We start from the raw sequence: 22,943 nt of genomic DNA, 5'->3' as shown, positions 1-22,943 counted from the left end.
AAGTGCATAATTGATGTGCATTTTTCAATGCAAGCTTTTTCTCACATCAGCCTCTGGAACTGTTGACCCATGTATTTGCCACGTAAACCGCTTCATCTCCGGCACGTCGCGATAACGTTCGTTGGCACCTTTTTGTTCTTCGCAGCCATCCTCTCCCGGTGGTACGAACCTGCAATTGTGTTGCAAGATCCGCTGCTTGGCTTTGCATGGGCTGGCACCGCGTATCTGGTCGCCTACGCGGTGACGGAATTCGTCCGGATGCCTGGCTTGTTGACTTTCCTTGGGTTGCCCGCCGCCTCGCTACTGTTGGCGTTCGATATTGCACGACACGGCAACCTGATGGCCCAAGGGGGCTTCCTCAATAATTTTGCCTGGGTACCATGGACAAGCGGCACATGCGCCGTTTCAGGTGACCGAGGGCTCATTTGCAAGATGGTTCTGTCGCTGGCCGGCAATCCAGCCATCGTCTTGTGGGTTGTTGTCAGCCTGTTGCTAGTGCCGATGCGCCATAAACTGTCGACGCTGCGCGGTGTTGAAAAACTGCGCGGGGAAAAGTAGAAAATCCGGATTGCCGGGGCCGCGCGTACAAGCGACGCTGCTCTTCAATTCTGCTTGGCATCCCAGTCGCGCCGCAGCAATCCGTAGAGCGCGGAGTCGCACACCTCGCCGCCGACGATCCAGCGTTCGCGCATATAGCCTTCGCTGACGAAGCCGAGCCGCTCGAGGCAGCTTGCCGACTCCGTGTTGCGCGGGTCGATGTCGGCCTCGAGGCGGTTAAGGTCGCGTTCGCGGAAGGCGTAGGCGAGCAGCGCGCCGAGCGCCTCGCCCATATACCCCTTGCCCCATTGCGCCGGCTGCAAGGCGTAGCCGATCTCGGCGCGCCGGTTCTGGCGGTGCAGCGCGTGCAGCGTGCAATTGCCGATCATCTGCTGGGTTTCATCGAGGACGATGGCGAAACGAAAATACTCCTCGCGGTCGAAGGCGCAGGCGTCCTCGTCGATCTGGTGCGCGGCGCGCGCGGGGTCGGTCCAGGGCGGTTCACTGAAATAGCGCATGACGCGCGGATCCGAATGCAGGGCGTGCAAGGCGTCTTTGTCGCCAGGGCGTGGCGGGCGCAGCGTCAGGCGCGCCGTCGATAGGGTCTTGAAATAGGTCATGCAATTCCGGGGATTTTTACCAATAGACACGCTCTATTGTTCCCGGTAATTATAGCCGGCGCCAGACCGGGCCTGGCCCGTCCAACAAGTCAAGGCGGCGCCGCCGCCCGCTTGCTCGGTTCGCTTTTATCGTGCAGGCGCGAACCCCGCCGCACCATCGAGCTTATTGCGCCTGCTGCGCCGCCAGTTGCGATTCGAGTGCGGCCATGCGCTTTTCGAGTGCGTCGAGCTTGCTGCGGGTCTTGGCCAGCACCTGGCTCTGGATGTCGAATTCCTCGCGCGTGACCAGGTCCAACTTGGAGAAGCCCTGGGTCATCATCGCCTTGACGTTCTTTTCGATGTCCTTGGCGGGCGAGCTTTCGATCGCCTGGTTGATCTTGCCCTGCAGATCGTTGAAAAAGCTGTTCATGTCCATCTTGAATCCTTAGTGTAGCCAATCCGCACCATGGTGGTGCATCCGAGCGTTAAAGTGGTGCGAACTTGCGGCGCGTCAAGGTCGGTGCGCCGGAATGACTATTGACATGCATTAATACTACGCTCCTTTCGGCACAACTACCGCAATGCAGCAAATATCGGGGCTGGCATGACTCCTGCTATAGAGGTTCATGAGTGCTTCTGCATGCCGACAACAGATTTTAAACCGCAACTAGAAAATTCGTTCAATCCAAAAGGGAAATCGCCATGAAAAAAATGACCTCCACACTCTCGCTGGCCGCCGCCGTGACCCTCGCCATGGCAACACTGGGCGCCCCCGCCGCCCATGCCCAGACCGAAGCGGCCGCCACGCCGGACAACGTCATCAGCTACAACGCGGCGATCACCTCCGACTACCGCTACCGCGGCCTGTCGCAGTCGCGCCTGAAGCCGGCGCTGCAGGGCGGCGTCGATTTCGTCAACTCCCCGACCGGCTTGTATGTGGGTGCGTGGGCCTCGACAATCAAGTGGACCAACGACTTCGGCGGCGGCGGCAATGTCGAAATCGACGTCTACGCGGGCAAGCGCGGCGAGATCGCCAGCGGCCTCACCTACGACGTGGGCGCGCTCGCCTACTGGTACCCCGAGAACGACCTGAACCCGAGCGCCAACACGGTCGAGGTGTACGGCCAGGTCGGCTACGGCCCGGCCTACGTCAAGTACTCGCATTCGACCACCAACCTGTTCGGCACGGCCGACAGCAAGGGCAGCGGCTACCTCGACATCGGCGCCAACATCGAGCTCATGACCGGCCTCACGCTCAACCTGCACGCGGGCCGCCAGAACGTCAAGAACAACGACCTGTACACCTACAACGACTACAAAATCGGCGTGACCAAGGATATCGAAGGCGTCATGGTGTCGCTGGCCGCGGTCAAAACCAACAGCGACGCCTACCTGAGCCCCGTCAACGGCAAGAACCTGGGCAAATCCGGCGTCGTCCTGTCCATCTCGAAATCTTTCTAACCGAGGTCATTATGAAAATGATCACCGCCATCATCAAGCCGTTCAAGCTCGACGAGGTCCGCGAGGCCCTCTCGGCGATCAACGTGCAAGGCATCACGGTTACCGAGGTCAAGGGCTTCGGCCGCCAGAAAGGCCACACCGAGCTGTATCGGGGCGCCGAGTACGTCGTCGACTTCCTGCCCAAAACGAAGATCGAGGCGGCGGTCGACGACGCCATCGTCGACCAGGCGATCGAGGCGATCGAGACGGCCGCGCGCACCGGCAAGATCGGTGACGGCAAGATCTTTGTCTACAACCTGGAACAGGTGGTGCGGATCCGCACCGGCGAAACCGGCAACGAAGCACTCTAAGAGGGAATCCACATGAAAAAAGCTATAACAAAATGGCTCGCCGGGCTCGCAGTGGCCCTGGCCGTCGGCGCCGTGATGCCGGTGGCCGCCCAAACCGCGCCCGCGCCTGAAGCGGCCGCCAGCGCCGTGGCGCCGGCGTCCACCGACGCCGCCCCGGCCGCAGTGGCGGTCCCGGCCGACGCGCCGGCGGCGCTCGCCGCCGTCGTGCCGGTCCCGGCCGAAGCGGCCGCCGCGCCGGCCAAGCCGACCGCCAACAAGGGCGACATCGCCTGGATGTTCGTCGCCACCATCTTGGTCGTCATGATGGCGATCCCGGGCCTGGCCCTGTTCTACGGCGGCCTGGTCCGCTCCAAGAACATGCTGTCGGTGCTGCTGCAGGTGTTCATGATCTTCGCGGTCGTGATCGTGTTGTGGAGCATCTACGGCTACTCGGTCGCCTTCACTGAGAACAACGCCTTCTTCGGCGGCCTTTCACGCGCCTTCCTGAACGGCATCTGGGATCCGCAGACGGCCACCTTCGCCGCCGCCGCCACCTTCAGCAAGGGCGTGGTCATCCCCGAGTTCGTGTTCGTCGCGTTCCAGGGCACGTTCGCGGCCATCACCTGCGCACTGATCGTCGGCGCCTTCGCCGAGCGCGCCAAGTTCACCGCCGTGCTGCTGTTCGTGGTGTTGTGGTTCACCTTCGGCTACCTGCCGATCGCCCACATGGTCTGGTTCTGGACCGGTCCCGACGCCATCACCGACGCCGCCGCGCTCGCCACCGAAACCGTCAAGGCCGGCTGGCTCTGGCAAAAGGGCGCGCTCGACTTCGCCGGCGGCACCGTGGTGCACATCAACGCCGCCGTCGCCGGCCTGGTCGGTGCCTACATGATCGGCAAACGCGTCGGCTACGGCCGCGAATCGATGGCCCCGCACTCGCTGACCATGACCATGATCGGCGCCTCGATGCTGTGGGTCGGCTGGTTCGGCTTCAACGCCGGCTCGGCGCTCGAAGCGGGCGACGTCGCCGCGCTGGCCTTCGTCAACACCTTGCTCGCCACCGCCGCCGCCACCGTGTCGTGGGTGTTCGGCGAGTGGATCGCCAAGGGCAAGCCGTCGATGCTCGGCGGCGCCTCCGGCGCGGTTGCCGGCCTGGTCGCCATCACCCCGGCCTGCGGTTTCGTCGGCCCGATGGGCGCGCTCGTCATCGGCCTGCTGGCCGGCATCGTCTGCCTGTGGGGCGTCAACGGCCTCAAGCGCCTGCTCGGCGCCGACGATTCGCTCGACGTGTTCGGCGTGCATGGCGTCGGCGGCATCCTCGGCGCCCTCTTGACGGCCGTGTTCGCCTCGCCCGAGCTGGGCGGTCAGGGCGTGTGGGATTACACCACCAACGCGATGAACACCAGCTACTCGATCGGCGGCCAGCTCTGGATCCAGACCCAGGCGGTCGGCACCACGATCATCTGGTCGGCCGTGGTCTCGTTCATCGCCTACAAGCTGGTGGACCTCGTGGTCGGCCTGCGCGTGCCCGAGGAAGAGGAGCGCGAAGGCCTCGACATCACGAGCCACGGCGAGTCCGCCTACCACTCCTGATCCATCCGCAACACCGGCCCGCGCAGGCGGACCACGAAAGGCGCCCCCCGGGGCGCCTTTTTTGCTTGCTTCTTCGTGGCTTTTTCGTTGCTTCTTCGTGGCTTCTTCGTGGCTTCTTCGTGGCTTCTTTGTGGCTTTTTCCTTGATATCGGGCCAGGACCTTTAAAATAGGGGTTCCGCCCCGATTTACGGTTTTCACAACCAAGAAGCCTGAAGGACGCACCCCATGGTTCCCCACCTCGTCACGGCCCTGACTGGCCCGCTGCTCGACCTCGAAAAAAAAATCCTGGCGGCCACCCCCGCCATTGAGCGCTGGTTCCGCATGGAGTGGCAGGAGCACACGCCGCCGTTCTACTGCTCGGTCGACCTGCGCAACGCCGGCTACAAGCTCGCGCCCGTCGACACCAACCTGTTTCCTGGCGGTTTCAACAACCTTGCCCCGGAAATGCTGCCACTCGCGGTGCAGGCCGCCATGGCCGCGATCGACAAATACTGCCCCGACGCGCGCAACCTGCTGCTGATCCCCGAGACCCACACGCGCAACCCGTTCTACCTGCAAAACGTGGCGCGCATGATGCAGATCTTCCGCCAGACGGGCCTGCACGTGCGGCTCGGCACGCTCAACCCCGAGATCACCGAGCCGACGCCGCTGGCGCTGCCCGACGGCAATATGCTCGTGATCGAGCCGCTGGTGCGGTCAAGCAACGGGCGCCGCGTCGGCCTCAAGGATTTCGACCCCTGCACCATTTTGCTCAACAACGACCTGTCGGCCGGCGTCCCGGCCATCCTCGAGAACATCCACGAGCAGTCGCTGCTGCCGCCGCTGCACGCGGGCTGGGCCATCCGGCGCAAGAGCAACCACCTGGCCGCCTACGACGAGGTGGCCAAAAAGTTCGGCAAGCTGATCGACGTCGACCCGTGGATGGTCAACCCCTTCCACGCCAAGTGCGGCGAGGTCAACTTCCAGGAGGACAACGGCTCCGAATGCCTGGCCGACAATGTGTCGATGCTGCTGGCCAAGATCCGCAAAAAATACAAGGAGTACGGCATCAAGGAGAAGCCGTTCGTGATCGTCAAGCCCGACGCCGGCACCTACGGCATGGGCATCATGACGGTCAAGGACGCCAACGACGTGCGTGAACTGACGAGCAAGCAGCGCAACAAGCTGTCGGTGGTCAAGGACGGCGTGGTCATCAACGACGTCATCATCCAGGAGGGCGTGCCGACCTTCGAAACCATCAAGGACGCCGTGGCCGAGCCGGTCGTGACCATGATCGACCGCTACGTGATCGGCGGTTTCTACCGGGTGCACGCCGAGCGCGGGGTCGACCAGAACCTCAACGCGCCGGGCTCGCAGTTCGTGCCGCTCGCGTTCGCGCAGCAGCACGCGGTGCCCGACATGAAGGCCAAGCCGGGCGCCTCCACACCCAACCGATTCTACGTGTACGGCGTGGTCGCGCGGCTGGGCCTGCTGGCGGCGTCGCTCGAGCTCGAACGCACCGATCCGAACCCCGAAGTCTACTGACGGCGGCCAAAAAGCGGCCAAAAAGCGGCCAAAAAGCGGCCGGCCGCGGCCCCTGGCCGGGCCGGGGGCGGCTCCGCCTGCGGCAGAGCCCGGCAAATAACGGCGTTTCCGGCTAAAATCAGGCATTAACCCGAATGGATTCGCCCATGAAAATCGCTTTCCTTGCCGATCCGCTGGCCGGCTTCAAGACCTACAAGGACACGACCTACGCGATGATGCGCGAGGCCGACCGGCGCGGCCACGCGATCTACGCCTTCGAGCAGCGCGACATGGCGCTCGAGGAGGGTGTCGTCACGGCCGCCGTGGCGCGCATCAACCTCACCGGCGAGGCCGACGACTGGTTCCGCGCCAGCCCCAAGATCGAGGCGCGCCTGTCCGAGTTCGACGCCGTCCTGGTGCGCAAGGATCCGCCGTTCGACATGGAGTACGTGTACGCGACCTACCTGCTCGAACTGGCCGAACGCCAGGGCGCGCGCGTGTTCAACAAGCCGTCGGCGATCCGCGACCACAACGAAAAACTCGCCATCGCCGAGTTCAGCGCGTTCACCTCGCCGACCCTGGTCACGTCCGACATGGCGCGCCTGCGCCAGTTCCACGCGGCCCACGGCGACGTGATCTTCAAGCCGCTCGACGGCATGGGCGGGGCCGGCATTTTCCGCATCACCGACAACGGCATGAACCTCGGCTCGGTCATCGAGACGCTCAGCCTCAACGGCGCCCAGTCGATCATGGCGCAAAAATTCATCCCCGCCATCGCCGCCGGCGACAAGCGCATCCTCGTCATCGGCGGCAAGCCGGTGCCGTTCTCGCTCGCGCGCATCCCGCAGGGCGACGAGGTGCGCGGCAACCTGGCCGCCGGCGGGGTCGGCGTGGCGCAGCCCCTGGGCGCGCGCGACCTCGAAATCGCCGAAACGCTCGGCCCGCTACTGGCGGCGCGCGGGCTGTTGCTGGTAGGATTGGATGTGATCGGCGATTGCCTGACCGAGGTCAACGTGACGAGCCCGACCTGCTTCCAGGAGATCGCCGAGCAGGCCGGCTTCGACGTGGCCGCGATGTTCATCGACGCGCTCGAGGCCGGGGCCGCGCAGGCCGCGGGGCAATGACATGGTGGGCATCTTGCTGATGACGCACGCACCGCTGGGCCAGGCGTTCATCGCCGCGGTGGCGCACGTGTTCCGCGCGCCGACCGAGCGCTTCGAGGCGATCGACGTCACGGCCGACCAGGACCTGGCCGAGGTGCAGGCGCTCGCGCGCGCGGCGATCGCGCGCCTCGACGAGGGCGGCGGGGTGCTGGTGATCACCGACATCAAGGGCGGCACGCCGGCCAACTGCTGCAACTGCCTGGCCGACGCCGGACGGGTCGAGGTCATCGCCGGCATCAGCCTGCCGATGCTGCTGCGCGCGATCACCTACCGGCGCGACACGCTCGACGTGGTGGTCGAGATGGCGCTGGCGGGCGGGCAGGGCGGCGCGGTGCGGGTCGACAACAGGATCAGGGTGGGACCGGGGTAGCAGCGCAAGGCGGGGCGGCCGGCAAAGGCGCCTTTCGGGTGGGAGCAACGGCTGGGACAGTGGGACTAAAACAATATGATTCGACAAGAACTTGAGATTATCAACAAGCTGGGCCTGCACGCCCGCGCCTCCGCCAAATTCACCCAGCTGGCCGCCAAGTACCAGAGCGAGGTATGGCTCACGCGCAACGGGCGGCGCATCAACGCCAAGTCGATCATGGGCGTGATGATGCTGGCCGCCGGCAAGGGCGCCAAGGTGGTGCTCGAGGCCGACGGCGCCGACGAACAGGCCTGCGTCGACGCGCTGGCCGGACTGATCAACGACAAGTTCGGCGAAGGCGAGTAATGCCGGAGCTGCGGCCAGAGCCGCGACCGGCGTTGCGCGATCCGGGCCCGAGCCGCCCATACCCAGGACCACCGATGGCATCATTCACGCTTCATGGCATTCCCGTCTCGCGCGGCATCGCGATCGGCCGGGCGCACCTGCTCACGCCGGCCGCGCTCGACGTCAAGCACTACCTCGTGGCCGAGGAGCACATGGAGGCCGAGGTGCGCCGCCTGCAGGAGGCGATCGCCGAGGTGCACCGCGGGCTGCAGGCGCTGTGGACCGACCTGCCCAAGGACGCGCCGACCGAGCTGGGCGCCTTCATCGACGTGCACGCGCTGATCCTGTCGGACCCGATGATCTCGGAGGCGCCGCTCGACATCATCCGCACCCGCCACTACAACGCCGAATGGGCGCTGGTGACGCAGATCGACGAGCTCTCGGCCCAGTTCGACGAGATCGAGGACGCCTACCTGCGCGAGCGCAAGGCCGACATCCAGCAGGTCGCCGAGCGCGTGCTCAAGGTCCTCATGGGCAGCGCGCAACTGGTGCCGCCGCCGCTGTCGGAGGGCGAGTACCAGCCACCCATGATCGTGGTCGCGCACGACATCTCGCCGGCCGACATGCTGCAGTTCCGCGACCGCTCGTTCATCGGCTTCGTCACCGACGTCGGCGGCCAGAACTCGCACACCGCGATCGTCGCGCGCAGCCTCGACATCCCGGCGGCGGTCGGCATGTCGCAGGCCTCGAGCCTGGTCGAACAGGACGACTGGGTCATCATCGACGGCGACGCCGGGGTGGTGATCGCCAATCCGAGCCCGCTGGTGCTCGAGCAGTACCGCGCGCGCCAGGCGCTCATGCTCAAGGCGCGCAAGAAGCTGCTCAAGCTCAAAAAGACCCCGGCCGTCACGCGCGACGGCACCGCGGTGACGTTGCTGGCCAACATCGAGCTGCCCGACGACTGCCCGGGCGCGCTCGAGGCCGGGGCCCAGGGCGTGGGCCTGTTCCGCTCCGAATTCCTGTTCATGGGGCGGGCCGGGCACGCGCACAAGATCCCGACCGAGGACGAGCAGTTCGAGCAGTACAAGAAGGCCGTGCTGGCCATGAAGGGGCGCCCGGTGACCATCCGCACGCTCGACATCGGCGCCGACAAGCCGCTCGACCAGGCCGAGCACACGGCGCTCAACCCGGCGCTCGGGCTGCGCGCGATCCGCTACTGCCTGGCCGAGCCGGCGCTGTTCCTGACCCAGTTGCGCGCGATCCTGCGCGCCTCGGCCTTCGGCAAGGTGCGCATGCTCATTCCGATGCTCGCGCACGCGTTCGAGATCGACCAGTCGCTGGCCATGATCGAGCAGGCCAAGGCGCAGCTGCGCGAGGCCGGCGTCAAGTACGACACCGGCATCGAGGTCGGCGCCATGATCGAGATCCCGGCCGCCGCGCTGTCGCTGCCGATGTTCGTCAAGCGCATGGACTTCCTGTCGATCGGCACCAACGACCTGATCCAGTACACGCTCGCGATCGACCGCGTCGACTACGAGGTGGCGCACCTGTACGACCCGCTCCACCCGGCCGTGCTGCAGCTGATCGCGATGACCATCGCGGCCGGCAAAAAAGCCGGCATCGACGTCGCCGTGTGCGGCGAGATGGCGGGCGACACCAAGCTCACCCGCCTGCTGCTGGGGATGGGGCTGCGCGAGTTCTCGATGCATCCGGCGCAGCTGCTGTCGGTCAAGCAGGAGATCCTCAACAGCGACCTCGGCGCGATCATGGCGCAGACGCGCAAGATCATGCGCACCTGCGAACCGGGCGCGATCGCCGAGGCGGTCGAGCAGCTGCGGATCGGCTAGCCGGCATGCGCACCACGGGCGGCCCGGCCGGCGGCCCCTGCGGGCCGCCCCCTCACACCACATCCTATACAGAAGCAGAAGCGCAATGACGCACAACCCCATGTCCTCCATCGGAATCGTCTCACCCCAATCGATGCACTTCGCCGCGCCGCTCAAGCTGCAAAGCGGCGCGCAGCTGGCCGACTACACGCTCGTCTACGAGACCTACGGCACCCTCAACGCCGAGCGTTCCAACGCGGTGCTGGTGTGCCACGCGCTCAACGCCTCGCACCACGTGGCCGGCATGTACGTGGGCGACCCGAAAAGCGTCGGCTGGTGGAACAACATGGTCGGCCCGGGCAAGCCGCTCGACACCGAGCGCTTCTTCGTTATCGGCGTCAACAACCTCGGCTCGTGCTTCGGCTCGACCGGGCCGATGCACCGGAACCCGGCGACCGGCAATCCCTACGGCGCGGCGTTCCCGGTGGTGACGGTCGAGGACTGGGTGGCGGCGCAGGCGCGGCTGGCCGACGCGCTCGGGATCGAACAATTCGCCGCCGTCATGGGAGGCTCGCTCGGCGGCATGCAGGCGCTGGCTTGGAGCATGATGTACCCGGCGCGGCTGCGCCACTGCATGGTGATCGCCTCGACCCCCAAGCTGTCGGCCCAGAACATCGCCTTCAACGACGTCGCGCGCCAGGCCATCCTGTCGGACCCCGACTACCGCGGCGGCGACTTCTACGCGCACGGCGTGGTGCCAAAAAACGGGCTGCGGGTGGCGCGCATGGTCGGCCACATCACCTACCTGTCGAATGACGACATGGCCGAGAAATTCGGCCGCAAGCTGCGCAACGCGGCCGCCACGGCCGACTACAAGTTCGACTTCGGGATCGATTTCGAGATCGAGTCCTACCTGCGCTACCAGGGCGACAAATTCTCGGAGTACTTCGACGCCAACACCTACCTCCTGATCACCAAGGCGCTCGACTATTTCGACCCGGCGCGCGCCTTCGACGGCGACCTCAAGGCGGCGCTGGCCAACACCGAGGCCGAGTTCTTCGTCGCCTCGTTCTCGACCGACTGGCGCTTCGCGCCCGAGCGCAGCCGCGAGATCGTGCAGGCCTTGGTGAGCAACCGGCGCCGCGTGACCTACGCCGAAATCGACGCCCCGCACGGCCACGACGCCTTTCTGCTCGAGGACGCGCGCTACATGAACATGGTGCGCGCCTACTACCAGCGGATCTGGGACGCCACCCCGGGCAAGGAGCAAGCATGAATTTCGAAGACCTCAGCCGGCTGCGCGCCGACCTCGCCTTCATCGCCCACTGGGTGCCCGACAACGCGCACGTGCTCGACGTCGGCTGCGGCGACGGCGCCATGCTGCGCTACCTGCAAAGCGGCAAGGGCTGCAGCGGCTACGGCATCGAGATCGCCGACGACAAGCTGTTGGAAAGCACCAGGCGCGGCATCAACGTGATCCAGCAGGACATGGAGAAGGGGCTGGCGCTGTTTAGCGACAACTCCTTCGACACCGTGCTGTGCCTATCGTCGCTGCAGATGATGAAGCACGTCGAGCCGCTGCTGCGCGACATCGTGCGCGTCGGCGCCGAGGCGATCGTCTCGTTCCCCAATTTCGCCTACTGGCCGCACCGGGTCGCGCTGCTGCGGGGCCGCATGCCGGTGTCCAAAACGCTGCCCTACCAGTGGTACGACACGCCCAACGTGCGCTGCGCGACCATTTACGATTTCGAGGAACTGGCCGCCGAATGCGGGCTCGAAGTACTCGAGCGGGTGGCGCTGGCCGATGGCGCGCCGGTCGCGTTCCTGCCGAACCTGCGCGGCAGCCTCGCGGTGTTCCGTTTGCGCAAAAAGGCGCTCGCGTCCTGACCGGTTTGCGAGGCGTGTGCGCAAACGGCGCGATTGCTGCCATGATGATGTTGTTAAAACGGAATTTTGGAGCTTGAACCCCATGAAAATCAAAAAAATCGCCCTCGTTGTGTCCCTGAGCGTGTTCACCAGCGTCGCCGCGGCGAAGGACGCGCAGGTGGTGGTGCAGGACGGCATCGAGGTCAAACCGATCCCGGGATACTACAAGCTGGCGTCGAAGGAGAAGATCGACCACGAGGCGAGCCTGCAATACGCGGGCATGTTGCAAAAGGCCGAGCAAGCCGGCGCGCTGGTGCCCGACGACCATCCCCAGGTGCGGCGCCTGCGCGCGATCGCCGCGCGCATGATGCCCTACGCGAGCCGCTGGAATCCGGACGCCGCCCAATGGAAGTGGGAGGTCAACCTGTTCAACTCGAAGCAGGTCAACGCCTTCTGCATGCCGGGCGGGCGCATCGGCTTCTTCAGCGGCATCCTGACCACGCTCAAACTGACCGACGACGAGGTCGCCGCGATCATGGGGCACGAGGTGGCGCACGCGCTGCGCGAGCACAGCCGCGGGCAGATGCTCAAATCGACCGGCACCTCGGTGCTGGCGCGCCTGGCCGGCGCCGGCGCCTCGGCATGGTTCGGCATCGATCCGCGGGTCACCGACACGATCGCGCAGTATGGCTCGCAGGCGGCCTCGCTCAAATTCTCGCGCGACGACGAGCGCGAGTCCGACCTGATCGGGCTCGACCTGGCCGCGCGCGCCGGCTTCGATCCGCGCGCCGGGATCGTGCTGTGGAAAAAAATGGCATCGCTCAACAAGGGCCAGCCGCCGGCTTGGATGTCCACCCATCCGGGCGGCAAAGAGCGGATCGCCATCATGAACCAGCACATGAACGTGCTGCTGCCGCTGTACGCGCGCGCCAAGGGCACCACGCCGGCGCGCCTGCCGCCGTACCGCGGCGCGCCCGCCGCGGCCAGGTAGCCGGCGCGCGCATGGGCAGGCAGGCCGAGGCCAACGCGGTGGTGCCGCTGGCGCCGCGCGACGGCGTGGCGCCGAGCTATCTGTGGCTGCCCGACGGCCGGTGGGACGGCATGCTCGCTTTCCTGGTCGAGCGCTTTCCCGATGTCGACGCCGAGGCGTGGCGCGCGCGCATGGCGCGCGGCGACGTCGTCGACGGCGCGGGCAAGCCGCTCGGACCGGGCAGCCCGGTGCGGCGCGGCGCGCGCATCTGGTACTACCGCGAGCTCGCGTTTGAGACGCCGATCCCGTTCGAGGTCGAGATCCTGTACCGCGACGAGCACCTGCTGGTGGTCGACAAGCCACATTTTTTGCCGGTCATACCGTCGGGCCGCTTCCTGCACCAGAGCGCGCTGGTGCGGCTCAAGAAAAGCACCGGCCTGGCCCACCTGACCCCGATCCACCGTCTCGACCGCGAGACCGCCGGGGTGCTGATCTTTTCGCACAATCCGGCCAGCCGGGGCGTCTACCAGTCGCTGTTCCAGAAGCGCGAGATCGGCAAGGTCTACGAGGCGCTGGCCGCGCCGCTGGCGGGCGTTTCGCTGCCGCACGTGCGCCGCAGCCGGATGGTCGAGGGCACGCCGTTCTTCCGCATGCGCGAGGTGGAGGGGGAGCCCAATTCGGAGACCCTGATCGAGGCCATCGAGGCGCGCGGGGAGGCCGTGCTGTACCGGCTGCGCCCGCACACGGGGCGCCAGCACCAGCTGCGCGTGCACATGTCGGCGCTGGGCGCGCCGATCATCAACGATGCTTTTTATCCGCTGGCGCTGCCGTGCAAGGGCGACGATTTCACGCGGCCCCTGCAGCTGCTGGCGCGCTCGATCGGGTTCACCGATCCGCTCACGGGCCAGCCGCGCTTTTTTGAAAGCGCGCGCCGGCTCGGCGGCGCTTAGAGCGTCTGCTTACGTCTGGTTCAGACCGTGTAGTCGATGATCAAAGGCGCGTGGTCGGAGAAACGCTCGTCCTTGTAGACCGCCACCGTCCGGGCCTGCGCCGCGATGCCGGGCGTGGCGACGTGGTAGTCGATGCGCCATCCGACGTTCTTCGCGTAGGCCTGGCCGCGGTTGCTCCACCAGGTGTATTGCTCGGGGCGCTTGTCGATGCCGCGGTGGACGTCGACCAAGCCGACTTCGTCGAAAACGCGGGTCAGCCAGGCGCGCTCCTCGGGCAAAAATCCCGAATTTTTCTTGTTGCCCTTGTAGTTCTTCAGGTCGATCTCCTGGTGCGCGATGTTCCAGTCGCCGCAGATGACCACCTCGCGGCCCTCGGCCTTGAGCTCGAGCAGGTGCGGCAGGAACAGCTCCATGAAACGGAACTTGGCCTCCTGGCGCTCGGGCGAGGACGAACCGGACGGGCAGTACACCGAAATGACGGTCAGATTGCCGAAATCGCAGCGCACGTAGCGCCCCTCGGCGTCGAATTCGGGGCTGCCGAAACCGGTGCGCACCGCGTCCGGTTTGACGCGGCTGTAGATGCCGGTGCCCGAATAGCCTTTTTTCTCGGCGTAGTGGAAATGGCCGTGGTAGCCGCCGGGGGCCAGGAATTCCTCGGTCATGTCGGGCAGCTGGGCTTTGAGCTCCTGGACGCAGATGAAATCGGCCGTTTGGGTGGCCATCCAGTTGAAGAAGCCCTTTTTGTGCGCGGAGCGGATTCCGTTGAGGTTCGCTGAAATAATTTTAGGCATAGATCCAGGGGGAAGTGGCGGGGCGGATTAAAATACGGGCTATTCAAACCATGTGTCAGACAACGGGGGTCATCGTGAACAATTTGCGCCAACAGTTTATCGCGTTTTCAGTGTCGGCGGGCGTGTTGCGCTTCGGCGAGTTCACGACCAAGGCCGGGCGCCAGTCGCCGTACTTCTTCAACGCTGGCCTGTTCCACGAGGGCGCCACGCTGGCCCAACTGGCCCAGTTCTACGCGCAGACCCTGCTCGACTCGGGGGTCGAATTCGACATGCTGTTCGGGCCGGCCTACAAGGGCATCACGCTGGCCTCGGCCACCGCCGTCGCGCTCGCCGGCAAGGGCCGCAACACCTCGTTCGCCTTCAACCGCAAGGAGGCCAAGGACCACGGCGAGGGCGGCACCATCGTCGGCGCCAAACTGCGCGGCAAGGTGGTCATCATCGACGACGTGATCTCGGCCGGCACCTCGGTGCGCGAATCGGTCGACATGATCCGCGCCGCCGGCGCCGAGCCGTGCGCGGTGCTGATCGCGCTCGACCGCATGGAGCGCTCGGGCAAGGACGGCGCGCTGTCGGCCAGTTCGGCGGTGCAGGAGGTCGGCCGCGAGTTCAACATCCCGGTGATCTCGATCGGCAATCTCGAGGATTTGTTCGGCTACCTGTCGGGGCCGGGCGCCGATCCGGAACTGGCCAAGCACACCGACGCCGTCGCGGCCTACCGCGCCCGCTATGGCGTCGAATCGGCGTGAGCCGGCGCGGGCGGCCTTGACCGGCGGCGGGCCAGGCGGTATTGTGGCCCTGGACCTGGACCTGGAGCCGGAGCCGGAGCCGGACCCGGACCTGGCCGGCAGGGGCTGACTGGCGACGCTCGCAAGGGACTAGGATGGCGTATCGGAAGGACATACAGGTGCTGCGCGGCGTCGCGGTGGCGCTGGTCGTGCTGTTCCACCTCGGTGTCGGCGGCTTCGAGGGCGGGTTTTTGGGCGTCGACGTGTTCTTCGTCATCAGCGGCTATCTGATGGCCACGATCTACGACCCGCTGCGCAAACGCGATTTCTTCATCAGGCGCGCCACACGGCTGCTGCCCGCCTATTTCGCGGTGATCGGCGCGACCCTGGCCGCCGCGCTGTTCGTCACGATCCCGAACGAACACGCCCAGATCGCCACGCAAGCCTGGTTTGCCGTGCCGTTCGCGTCGAACATCGGTTTCTGGATGGACGAGTCGTACTTCGACAAGTCCCTGCTCAGGCCGCTGTTGCACCTGTGGTCGCTCGGGGTCGAAATCCAGTTCTACGCGGCGGTGCCGTTGTTGGCCTGGATCTTCCACAAGGCCAGGGGCGGCTTCACCCTGATCCTGCTCGGCTCGGCCCTGCTGTGCTTCATCGCGCTCGGCAGTTCGCCCAAGACCGCGTTCTACTGGATGCCGTGCCGCCTGTGGGAGTTTTTGCTTGGCTACGGGGTCGCCAAATTCGTCTACCGGCCGGCGCCGGCCGCGGCGCGGCGGCGCTGGCTCGGCGCCGCCGCGCTGCTGGCGCTGGCCTGCATCGCGCTCGCCGCGCCCGGCAGCGGGGGCCTGGGCTTCCGCGCCGGCCACCCCGGCCTGGGGGCGCTGCTGATCGCCATCGCCTGCGCCACGGTGCTGGCATGCGGGCTCCCGGCGCCGCTCGAGCGCAGCGGCGCCGCGACCGTCTTCGAACGGCTCGGCCGCTACTCGTATTCGATCTACCTGGCGCATTTTCCGGTGATCGTCCTGTTCCTCTACCAGCCGTTCGCGGGCACCGTGCTCAAAGCCGGTTCGGCGCCGCAGCTGGCGGCGCTGGCGCTGCTCGTCGCCGCCGCCTCCGCCTTGCTCTACCGGTGTGTCGAGCTGCCGCTGCGCACGGCCGGGCGCGCCACGCCGCGCCTGGCCTTGTTCTCGGCCCTGGCCGTGCTCGGCATCGCCGTCGGCGGCGGCCTGGCGCAAAAGGCGCTCACGCCGGAGCGCGAACTGCGCGTGCTCGACGCCTACGCCGACCGCGGCGTTTTCCGCTGCGGCAAACTGAACAACCTGCTGGCGCCGCGGGCGCGCTCGTGCGAACTGACGCGCCCGATCGCGCGGCCGTCGCATCGCCTGCTGCTGGTCGGTAACAGCCATGCCGATGCGATCAAGGACGGCCTGGCCGCGGCGGCCCAGGCGCGCAACGCCTCGCTGCGCCTGATCGCCGAGAATAACCCGCTGTTTTCGAACGGGATGGACCCGGAGGCGGTGCTCGCCGAGGCGCGCGCGCATGCGGTCGACACGATCGTGCTCCATTTTTCGCCGCGCGTCGATTTCAAGCTCGAACAGGTGCTGGCGCTGGCGCGCAGGGACGGGGTGCGGGTCGCGCTGATCATGCCGGTGCCGACCTGGCCGGCGCATATTCCGCAGGCGCTGTGGGACGCCATGCAGGGGCGCGCCGCGCCGCCGGTCCAGCACCTCGAGGACTACCTTGCCTTCAATGCCGACCTGATCGGCCTGCTCGGCAGGATCGACGACGACGGCCTGCGCGTCTACCACAGCGGCGCCGTCCTGTGCGACCGGGCCTGCCGCTACCTGTCGGCCGACGGCCGCCCGTTCTACTACGACTCCAACCACCTGACGCTGACCGGCAGCGCCCAATTGCGCGGCCTGTTCGCGCGCCTGGTCGCGGATCTGCGCCAGGGGCGCGCCGCCGCCGGTTTTCCCGCAGCCGGCAAATAGGGAGCATCGAGGGAGCATCGAGGGGCCATCGCGGGGCCATCCCCGCCACCCTGGCGCCAACCGCCGCGCGGGATCGAAGGCTGCCGATCCGGCCCGAAAAAAAAGCCGCGCGGTTCGCACCGGGCGGCTTGGCGGTCATGCAGCCAGTTTCTTCTTCAGCAGTTCGGTCAGCTGGGCCGGGTTGGCCTTGCCTTTCGAGGCCTTCATGGCCTGTCCGATCAGCGCGTTGAGCGCCGCCTCCTTGCCGGCGCGGTACTGCTCGACCGACTTGGCGTTGGCGGCCAGCACCTCGTCGACGATCGCCTCGAGCGCGCCGCTGTCGGAGATCTGGCGCAGCCCCTTCTGGTCGATGATCGCGTCGGCGACATGCTCGTCGCCCGACTTGGCCTCCCACATCGCCGCGAACACCTCCTTGGCGATCTTGTTGGAGATCGTGCCGTCGGCGATGCGCGCCAGCAGCAGCGCCAGTTGCGACGCCTCGACCGGCGAGTCGGCGATGTCGACGTTCTCGCGGTTCAGGGTCGACGCCACGTCGCCCATGAGCCAGTTGGCGGCCGCCTTCGCGTTGGCCTTGCCGGCCTTGCTGACGACGGCCTCGAAGTAGGCCGCCATCGCTTGCGACGACGTCAGGATCAGCGCATCGTACTCCGACAGCCCGTAGTCCGACACGAAGCGCGTGCGCATGGCGGCCGGCAGTTCCGGCATGTCGGCCTTGACGCGCGCGATCCACTCCTCCGAGATCAACAGCGGCGGCAGGTCGGGGTCCGGGAAGTAGCGGTAATCCTGCGCGTCCTCCTTGCTGCGCATCGCGCGCGTCTCCTTGCGGTCCGGGTCGTACAGGCGCGTGGCCTGGACCACCTTGCCGCCGTCCTCGATCAGTTCGATCTGGCGCCGCACCTCGACGTGCACCGCCTCTTCGATGAAGCGGAACGAGTTGAGGTTCTTGATCTCGCAGCGGGTTCCCAGCTCCGTGGAGCCGGCCGGGCGCACCGACACGTTGACGTCGCAGCGGAACGAACCCTCCTGCATGTTGCCGTCGCAAACGCCGAGCCACACCACCAGCGAGTGCAGCGCCTTGGCGTAGGCGACCGCCTCGGCGGCGCTGCGGATCTCGGGCTCGGAAACGATTTCGAGCAGCGGCGTGCCGGCGCGGTTGAGGTCGATCCCGGTCATGCCCGCGTAGTCCTCGTGCAGCGACTTGCCGGCGTCCTCCTCGAGGTGGGCGCGGGTCAGGTTGACGGTCTTGGTCTCGAACTTGCCGTCCTTTTCAAAACCGAACGTGAGCTGGCCGCCGATGACGACCGGGTCGGCGAACTGGCTGATCTGGTATCCCTTCGGCAGGTCCGGATAAAAGTAGTTTTTGCGCGCGAACACCGAGTGCGGCGAGACCTTGGCGCCGACCGCGAGGCCGAAGCGGATCGCGCGCTCGACCGCGCCCTTGTTCATCACCGGCAGCACGCCCGGCAGCGCCAGGTCGACCGGGCTGGCCTGGGTGTTCGGCTCGGCGCCGAAGCGGATCGCGCTGCCGCTGAAAATTTTGGAGTTGGTCGTGAGCTGCACGTGGTTCTCAAGACCGATGACGACTTCCCATTGCATACTGTTCTCGCTTTTTAAATATTGTCAGACGCGGTGAATGGTTTGACCGCGTGCTCAGACGCCCTCGGGCGCGCGGGTGTGCCAGTCGGTCACCCGCTGGTACTGGTGCGCGATCCCGAGCAGCTTCGCCTCGCTGAAATAATTGCCGATGATTTGCAGGCCGACCGGACGCCGTCCGTTGACCGCGCCCTGTCCGAAGCCGCACGGGACCGACATGCCGGGCAGGCCGGCCAGGCTGGTCGAGAGCGTGAAGATGTCGGCCAGGTAGTTGGCCACCGGGTCGTTCGACTTGGCGCCCAAATCCCACGCCACGGTCGGCGCGACCGGACCCATGATGACATCGCATTTTTCGCCCAGCGCGGCCTGGAAGTCGTCGGCGATCAGGCGCCGGATTTTTTGCGCCTGCAGGTAGTAGGCGTCGTAGTAGCCGTGGCACAGCACATAGGTGCCGACCATGATCCGGCGCTGCACCTCGGGCCCGAAACCCTCGGCGCGCGACTTGCGGTACATCTCGGACAGGTCCTTGTATTCGGCCGCGCGGTGGCCGTAGCGCACCCCGTCGAAGCGCGACAGGTTCGACGACGCCTCGGCCGGCGCGATGATGTAATACACCGGGATCGAGAGCGCCGTTTTGGGCAGCGTGATGTCGACCAGCGTCGCGCCCAGCTTGACGAATTCGTCGAGCGCGGCGCGCACCGCCTGCTCGACGTCGGCCGCGAGGCCCTCGCCGAAGTATTCCTTCGGCACGCCGATGCGCAGGCCGGTCAGCGGGACGTTCAGATCGCGCGTGAAGTCCTCGCGCACATTGCCCTGTTCGGCCGTCAGGCAGGTCGAGTCGCGCGCGTCGAAGCCGGCCATTTCGCCGAGCAGCATGGCGCAGTCCTCGGCGCTGCGCGCGATCGGCCCGCCCTGGTCGAGCGAGGACGCGAACGCGATCATGCCGTAGCGCGACACCCGGCCGTAGGTCGGCTTGATCCCGGTGACTCCGCAAAACGCGGCCGGCTGGCGGATCGAGCCGCCGGTGTCGGTCGCGGTGGCGGCCGGCGCGAGGCCGGCGGCGATCGCGGCGGCCGAGCCGCCCGACGAGCCGCCCGGAACGGCCAGCCTGTCCCACGGATTCTTGACGGCCCCGAAGGCCGAGTTCTCGTTGGCCGAGCCCATCGCGAATTCGTCGCAATTGAGTTTGCCCAGCGTGACCATGCCGGCCGCGCCGAAGCGCTCGACCACGGTGGCGTCGAACGGGCTGGTGTAATTGGCCAGCATGTTGGAGCCGGCCGTCGAACGCCAGCCGCGCGTGACGAAAATGTCCTTGTGCGCGATCGGGATGCCCGTCAGCGGGCCGGCGCCGCCATTGGCGAGGCGGGCGTCGGCCGCGGCCGCCTGCGCCAGGCTTTGGGCCGGGTCGATGTGCAGGAACGCGTTCAGGTCGCTGGCCCCGGCGCGCGCGAGGAAGTGCCGCGTCAGCTCGGTGGCGGAGATCTGTTTGGCGTGCAGGAGCGTGGAGAGCTCTTTGATGGTCTTTGTGTGCATGTCGGTGTCGGGTTTGATGGTTTGCGCGCGGATTACTCGATGACCTGCGGGACCAGGTACAAGCCGTCCTGGGTCTTGGGCGCGGGCGCCTGGTAGGCCTCGCGCGCGTTCGACTCGGTCACGACGTCCTCGCGCAGGCGCAGCGGCAGGGTGCCGAGCACCACGTCGAGCGGGTGCGACAGCGGCGCCACGCCGGTCGTGTCGACCGCGGCCATCTGTTCGGCCAGGGCGAAAATGCCATTGAGTTCGCCCAGCGCGGTCTCGGCGCTGGCCTCGTCCATTTCGAGCTGGGCCAGTTTGGCGATGCGTTTTACGTCAGAAAGTGTGAGGGACATGGCATTGGCGCGGCGCGGACCGCGTGTGGGTGTGGTGGACGTATGTTGGACAATGTTGAATTTTGCCTAATGATGGCACAAGCGCGGCATAACGGCCCGCTAAAGCCGGTAAAACCGACCGAAAGCCGCCGATCCGGCCGTGCACAACAGCGCGCAATTGAACGGTTTTTCAGCATATAAGGCGCAAATTATAAGGTAGAATGGCGGGCTAATGCGTTGTCGGCGCCGAATACGGTCCGCCGCAGCATATAAAAGTGACAGCGCCGCACCATTCGAGGCGCGCGAAATCCGTTCCCTATTAATGTTTACGCGCCCCCAAGCGCTTCAGGACACACATGTTTGGTTTTTTACGCAGTTATTTTTCCTCTGACCTCGCCATCGACCTCGGCACAGCAAACACCCTGATCTACGTGCGCGGCCAAGGCATCGTCCTTGACGAGCCGTCGGTCGTCGCGATCCGCCAGGAGGGCGGCCCGAACGGCAAAAAGACGATTCAGGCTGTCGGCAAGGAGGCCAAACAGATGCTCGGCAAGGTGCCGGGAAATATCGAGGCGATCCGCCCGATGAAGGACGGCGTGATCGCCGACTTCACCGTCACCGAACAGATGCTCAAGCAGTTCATCCGCATGGTGCACGACTCCAAATTCCTTCGCCCCTCGCCGCGCATCATCATCTGCGTGCCGTGCGGTTCGACCCAGGTCGAGCGGCGCGCGATCCGCGAATCGGCGCTCGGCGCCGGCGCCTCGCAGGTCTACCTGATCGAGGAGCCGATGGCCGCCGCGATCGGCGCCGGCCTGCCGGTGTCCGAGGCGACCGGCTCGATGGTGGTCGACATCGGCGGCGGCACCACCGAGGTCGGCATCATCTCGCTCGGCGGCATGGTCTACAAGGGCTCCATCCGCGTCGGCGGCGACAAGTTCGACGAGGCCATCGTCAACTACATCCGCCGCAACTACGGCATGCTGATCGGCGAGCAGACCGCCGAGGCCATCAAGAAATGCATCGGTTCGGCGTTCCCGGGCTCCGAGGTCAAGGAGATGGAGGTCAAGGGCCGCAACCTGTCCGAGGGCATCCCGCGCTCGTTCACGATCTCGTCCAACGAGATCCTCGAGGCGCTGACCGACCCGCTCAACAACATCGTTTCGGCCGTCAAGAACGCGCTCGAGCAGACCCCGCCCGAGCTCGGCGCCGACATCGCCGAAAAGGGCATGATGCTGACCGGCGGCGGCGCGCTGCTGCGCGACCTCGACCGCCTGCTGATGGAGGAAACCGGGCTGCCGGTGCTGGTCGCCGAAGACCCGCTGACCTGCGTGGTGCGCGGCTCGGGCATGGCGCTCGAGCGCATGGACAAGCTCGGCTCGATCTTCTCGTACGAGTAATGCCCGACCCGCGGGCGCGGGTCCGGCCTGGTCGCCGCTAAGCGCGGCGGCCTCGTCGCATGTGTCGCATGTGTCGCATACCTCGCCGGGCCGCCGCCGGCCCCGCATGGCCCTTTGTGTGAGTATTGGAAGTCATGGAATACAGTCCCCCGCCCCTGTTTAAGCAAGGCGCCCCGGCGCGGGTCAAAGTGACGGTGTTCGCATGCATTTCGATCGCCCTGCTGATGCTCGACGCCCGCCTGCAGGCGCTCGCGGCGCTGCGCACCGGGGCCGGCACCATCCTCTACCCGTTCCAGATGGCGGCCCTGATGCCGCGCGACGCGATCGCGCTCGGCGGCAGCTATTTCTCCTCGCTGGCCGCGCTGCAAAAGGAGGTGCGCGACCTCAAGGGCGCCGAAGTGGCCTCGGCCCAGGCGGTGCAGCAGGCCCGGCTCCTGCTGGCCGAAAACGCCCACCTGCGCAAACTCATGGGCGCGCGCGCGAACATCCCCGTCAAGTCGATCATGGGCGAGATCCTGTACGACGCGCGCGACCCGTCGACGCGCCGCGTGGTGCTCGACCGCGGCACCCGCGAGGGCATCGAACTGGGGCTGCCGGTGATCGACAACGCCGGCGTGGTCGGCCAGATCACGCGCGTGTTCCCGTTCACCTCCGAGGTGACCCTGCTGACCGACCGCGAACAGGCCATACCCGTGCAGGTGCTGCGCAACGGCCTGCGCAGCGTCGCCTACGGGCGCGGGCGCTCGGGCTACCTCGACCTGCGCTTCGTCGCGCCCGACGCCGACATCGTGGTCGGCGACGTGCTCGTCACCTCCGGCATGGACGGGATCTACCCGGCCGGGCTGGCGGTGGCCAAGGTGGTGCAGGTCGAGAGCAGCGCCAACGGCGCGTTCGGGCGCGTGCTGTGCCAGCCGCTGGCCGGCATCGACCGCAACCGCCAGTTGCTGGTGCTGTTCGCGCAGCCGCGGCAGCGCCTGCCGCGCCCGCCCGAGGCGGTGGTCAAGCAGGTGCGCCGCAGCGCGCTCAAGCCCATGGCCCCGCTCAAACCTGGCGCCGCGCCGCCCGCGCCCGCACCCGCGCCGGCCGCGCAAGGCACCACGCGGC

The 22,943-nt window shown here is 66.6% G+C and carries 23 protein-coding genes; 17 read left to right on the top strand and 6 right to left on the bottom strand.

Annotated features, from left to right (window positions below; genetic code table 11):
- Nucleotides 1–69 precede the first annotated feature (69 nt).
- Nucleotides 70–558 carry a hypothetical protein gene (locus tag C7C56_RS15945; protein ID WP_106758364.1) on the top strand — a complete coding sequence of 163 codons (489 nt, stop codon included), beginning with the start codon at nucleotides 70–72 and terminating at the stop codon, nucleotides 556–558.
- A 44-nt stretch (nucleotides 559–602) separates the two neighbouring features.
- Here the strand turns inward: C7C56_RS15945 and C7C56_RS15940 are convergent, their stop codons facing one another.
- A complete protein-coding gene (locus tag C7C56_RS15940) occupies nucleotides 603–1,157 on the bottom strand; it encodes a GNAT family N-acetyltransferase (protein WP_106758363.1) in 555 nt (184 codons plus the stop codon).
- 163 nt (nucleotides 1,158–1,320) lie between these two features.
- A complete protein-coding gene (locus tag C7C56_RS15935; RefSeq protein WP_106758362.1) occupies nucleotides 1,321–1,572 on the bottom strand; it encodes an accessory factor UbiK family protein in 252 nt (83 codons plus the stop codon).
- A gap of 266 nt (nucleotides 1,573–1,838) precedes the next feature.
- Between C7C56_RS15935 and C7C56_RS15930 the strand changes: the two genes are divergently transcribed.
- The 12 genes from C7C56_RS15930 (at nucleotide 1,839) to C7C56_RS15875 (ending at nucleotide 13,492) form a co-directional block, all read left to right on the top strand.
- Nucleotides 1,839–2,597 carry a TorF family putative porin gene (locus C7C56_RS15930; RefSeq protein WP_106758361.1) on the top strand — a complete coding sequence of 253 codons (759 nt, stop codon included), beginning with the start codon at nucleotides 1,839–1,841 and terminating at the stop codon, nucleotides 2,595–2,597.
- 11 nt (nucleotides 2,598–2,608) lie between these two features.
- Nucleotides 2,609–2,947 carry a P-II family nitrogen regulator gene (locus C7C56_RS15925; protein WP_106758360.1) on the top strand — a complete coding sequence of 113 codons (339 nt, stop codon included), beginning with the start codon at nucleotides 2,609–2,611 and terminating at the stop codon, nucleotides 2,945–2,947.
- Nucleotides 2,948–2,959: 12 nt separating this feature from the next.
- On the top strand, nucleotides 2,960–4,519 hold the full coding sequence (locus tag C7C56_RS15920) for an ammonium transporter (RefSeq protein WP_106758359.1): 1,560 nt from the start codon (nucleotides 2,960–2,962) through the stop codon (nucleotides 4,517–4,519).
- A 226-nt stretch (nucleotides 4,520–4,745) separates the two neighbouring features.
- Nucleotides 4,746–6,044, top strand: a complete 1,299-nt coding sequence (gshA, locus tag C7C56_RS15915; RefSeq protein ID WP_106758358.1) for a glutamate--cysteine ligase — start codon at nucleotides 4,746–4,748, stop codon at nucleotides 6,042–6,044.
- A 146-nt stretch (nucleotides 6,045–6,190) separates the two neighbouring features.
- The gene (gene gshB, locus C7C56_RS15910; protein ID WP_106758357.1) at nucleotides 6,191–7,147 is read left to right on the top strand and encodes a glutathione synthase; all 957 of its coding nucleotides are present in this window, start codon (nucleotides 6,191–6,193) and stop codon (nucleotides 7,145–7,147) included.
- Nucleotide 7,148: 1 nt separating this feature from the next.
- On the top strand, nucleotides 7,149–7,556 hold the full coding sequence (locus C7C56_RS15905; RefSeq protein ID WP_106758356.1) for a PTS sugar transporter subunit IIA: 408 nt from the start codon (nucleotides 7,149–7,151) through the stop codon (nucleotides 7,554–7,556).
- A gap of 75 nt (nucleotides 7,557–7,631) precedes the next feature.
- Nucleotides 7,632–7,901, top strand: coding sequence for an HPr family phosphocarrier protein (locus tag C7C56_RS15900; RefSeq protein WP_106758355.1), 270 nt, complete (start codon nucleotides 7,632–7,634; stop codon nucleotides 7,899–7,901).
- A 74-nt stretch (nucleotides 7,902–7,975) separates the two neighbouring features.
- Nucleotides 7,976–9,727 carry a phosphoenolpyruvate--protein phosphotransferase gene (ptsP, locus tag C7C56_RS15895; RefSeq protein ID WP_106758354.1) on the top strand — a complete coding sequence of 584 codons (1,752 nt, stop codon included), beginning with the start codon at nucleotides 7,976–7,978 and terminating at the stop codon, nucleotides 9,725–9,727.
- 133 nt (nucleotides 9,728–9,860) lie between these two features.
- Nucleotides 9,861–10,982: a homoserine O-succinyltransferase MetX gene (gene metX, locus C7C56_RS15890; protein WP_229458810.1), complete on the top strand. Its 1,122-nt coding sequence runs from the start codon at nucleotides 9,861–9,863 to the stop codon at nucleotides 10,980–10,982.
- Entirely contained in the window at nucleotides 10,979–11,593 is a 615-nt protein-coding gene (gene metW, locus C7C56_RS15885; RefSeq protein WP_106758353.1) for a methionine biosynthesis protein MetW, read from the top strand. Before metX ends, metW begins: the two co-directional genes overlap by 4 nt.
- An 82-nt stretch (nucleotides 11,594–11,675) precedes the next feature.
- Complete coding sequence (locus C7C56_RS15880) at nucleotides 11,676–12,563, top strand: M48 family metallopeptidase (RefSeq protein ID WP_106758352.1); 888 nt, start codon at nucleotides 11,676–11,678, stop codon at nucleotides 12,561–12,563.
- An 11-nt stretch (nucleotides 12,564–12,574) separates the two neighbouring features.
- The gene (locus C7C56_RS15875; protein WP_106758351.1) at nucleotides 12,575–13,492 is read left to right on the top strand and encodes an RluA family pseudouridine synthase; all 918 of its coding nucleotides are present in this window, start codon (nucleotides 12,575–12,577) and stop codon (nucleotides 13,490–13,492) included.
- A gap of 20 nt (nucleotides 13,493–13,512) precedes the next feature.
- Here the strand turns inward: C7C56_RS15875 and C7C56_RS15870 are convergent, their stop codons facing one another.
- Entirely contained in the window at nucleotides 13,513–14,283 is a 771-nt protein-coding gene (locus C7C56_RS15870) for an exodeoxyribonuclease III (protein WP_106758350.1), read from the bottom strand.
- 74 nt (nucleotides 14,284–14,357) lie between these two features.
- Between C7C56_RS15870 and pyrE the strand changes: the two genes are divergently transcribed.
- Together pyrE and C7C56_RS15860 are read left to right on the top strand one after the other, a co-directional pair.
- The gene (pyrE, locus tag C7C56_RS15865; protein ID WP_106758349.1) at nucleotides 14,358–15,029 is read left to right on the top strand and encodes an orotate phosphoribosyltransferase; all 672 of its coding nucleotides are present in this window, start codon (nucleotides 14,358–14,360) and stop codon (nucleotides 15,027–15,029) included.
- A 134-nt stretch (nucleotides 15,030–15,163) separates the two neighbouring features.
- A complete protein-coding gene (locus C7C56_RS15860; RefSeq protein ID WP_106758348.1) occupies nucleotides 15,164–16,999 on the top strand; it encodes an acyltransferase family protein in 1,836 nt (611 codons plus the stop codon).
- A gap of 135 nt (nucleotides 17,000–17,134) precedes the next feature.
- Here C7C56_RS15860 and gatB read toward each other — a convergent pair whose 3' ends face one another.
- From gatB to gatC, 3 genes are read right to left on the bottom strand one after another with little or no spacing between them, the layout of a single operon-like run.
- Nucleotides 17,135–18,595, bottom strand: coding sequence for an Asp-tRNA(Asn)/Glu-tRNA(Gln) amidotransferase subunit GatB (gatB, locus tag C7C56_RS15855; RefSeq protein ID WP_106758347.1), 1,461 nt, complete (start codon nucleotides 18,593–18,595; stop codon nucleotides 17,135–17,137).
- 54 nt (nucleotides 18,596–18,649) lie between these two features.
- The gene (gene gatA / locus C7C56_RS15850; protein WP_106758346.1) at nucleotides 18,650–20,125 is read right to left on the bottom strand and encodes an Asp-tRNA(Asn)/Glu-tRNA(Gln) amidotransferase subunit GatA; all 1,476 of its coding nucleotides are present in this window, start codon (nucleotides 20,123–20,125) and stop codon (nucleotides 18,650–18,652) included.
- Between the two features lie 32 nt (nucleotides 20,126–20,157).
- A complete protein-coding gene (gene gatC, locus C7C56_RS15845) occupies nucleotides 20,158–20,460 on the bottom strand; it encodes an Asp-tRNA(Asn)/Glu-tRNA(Gln) amidotransferase subunit GatC (protein WP_106758345.1) in 303 nt (100 codons plus the stop codon).
- Between the two features lie 335 nt (nucleotides 20,461–20,795).
- Between gatC and C7C56_RS15840 the strand changes: the two genes are divergently transcribed.
- Nucleotides 20,796–21,839: a rod shape-determining protein gene (locus C7C56_RS15840; protein ID WP_106758344.1), complete on the top strand. Its 1,044-nt coding sequence runs from the start codon at nucleotides 20,796–20,798 to the stop codon at nucleotides 21,837–21,839.
- Between the two features lie 134 nt (nucleotides 21,840–21,973).
- On the top strand, nucleotides 21,974–22,943 hold a 970-nt coding region (mreC, locus tag C7C56_RS15835), incomplete at its 3' end, for a rod shape-determining protein MreC (protein WP_106758343.1).

Origin of the sequence: Massilia glaciei, assembly GCF_003011895.2 — a bacterium.
GTDB classification, from domain to species: Bacteria; Pseudomonadota; Gammaproteobacteria; order Burkholderiales; family Burkholderiaceae_D; genus Telluria_A; species Telluria_A glaciei.
The sequence above is the reverse complement of the archived record's forward strand: the minus strand, read 5'-3'. Positions and strand labels throughout refer to the sequence as shown.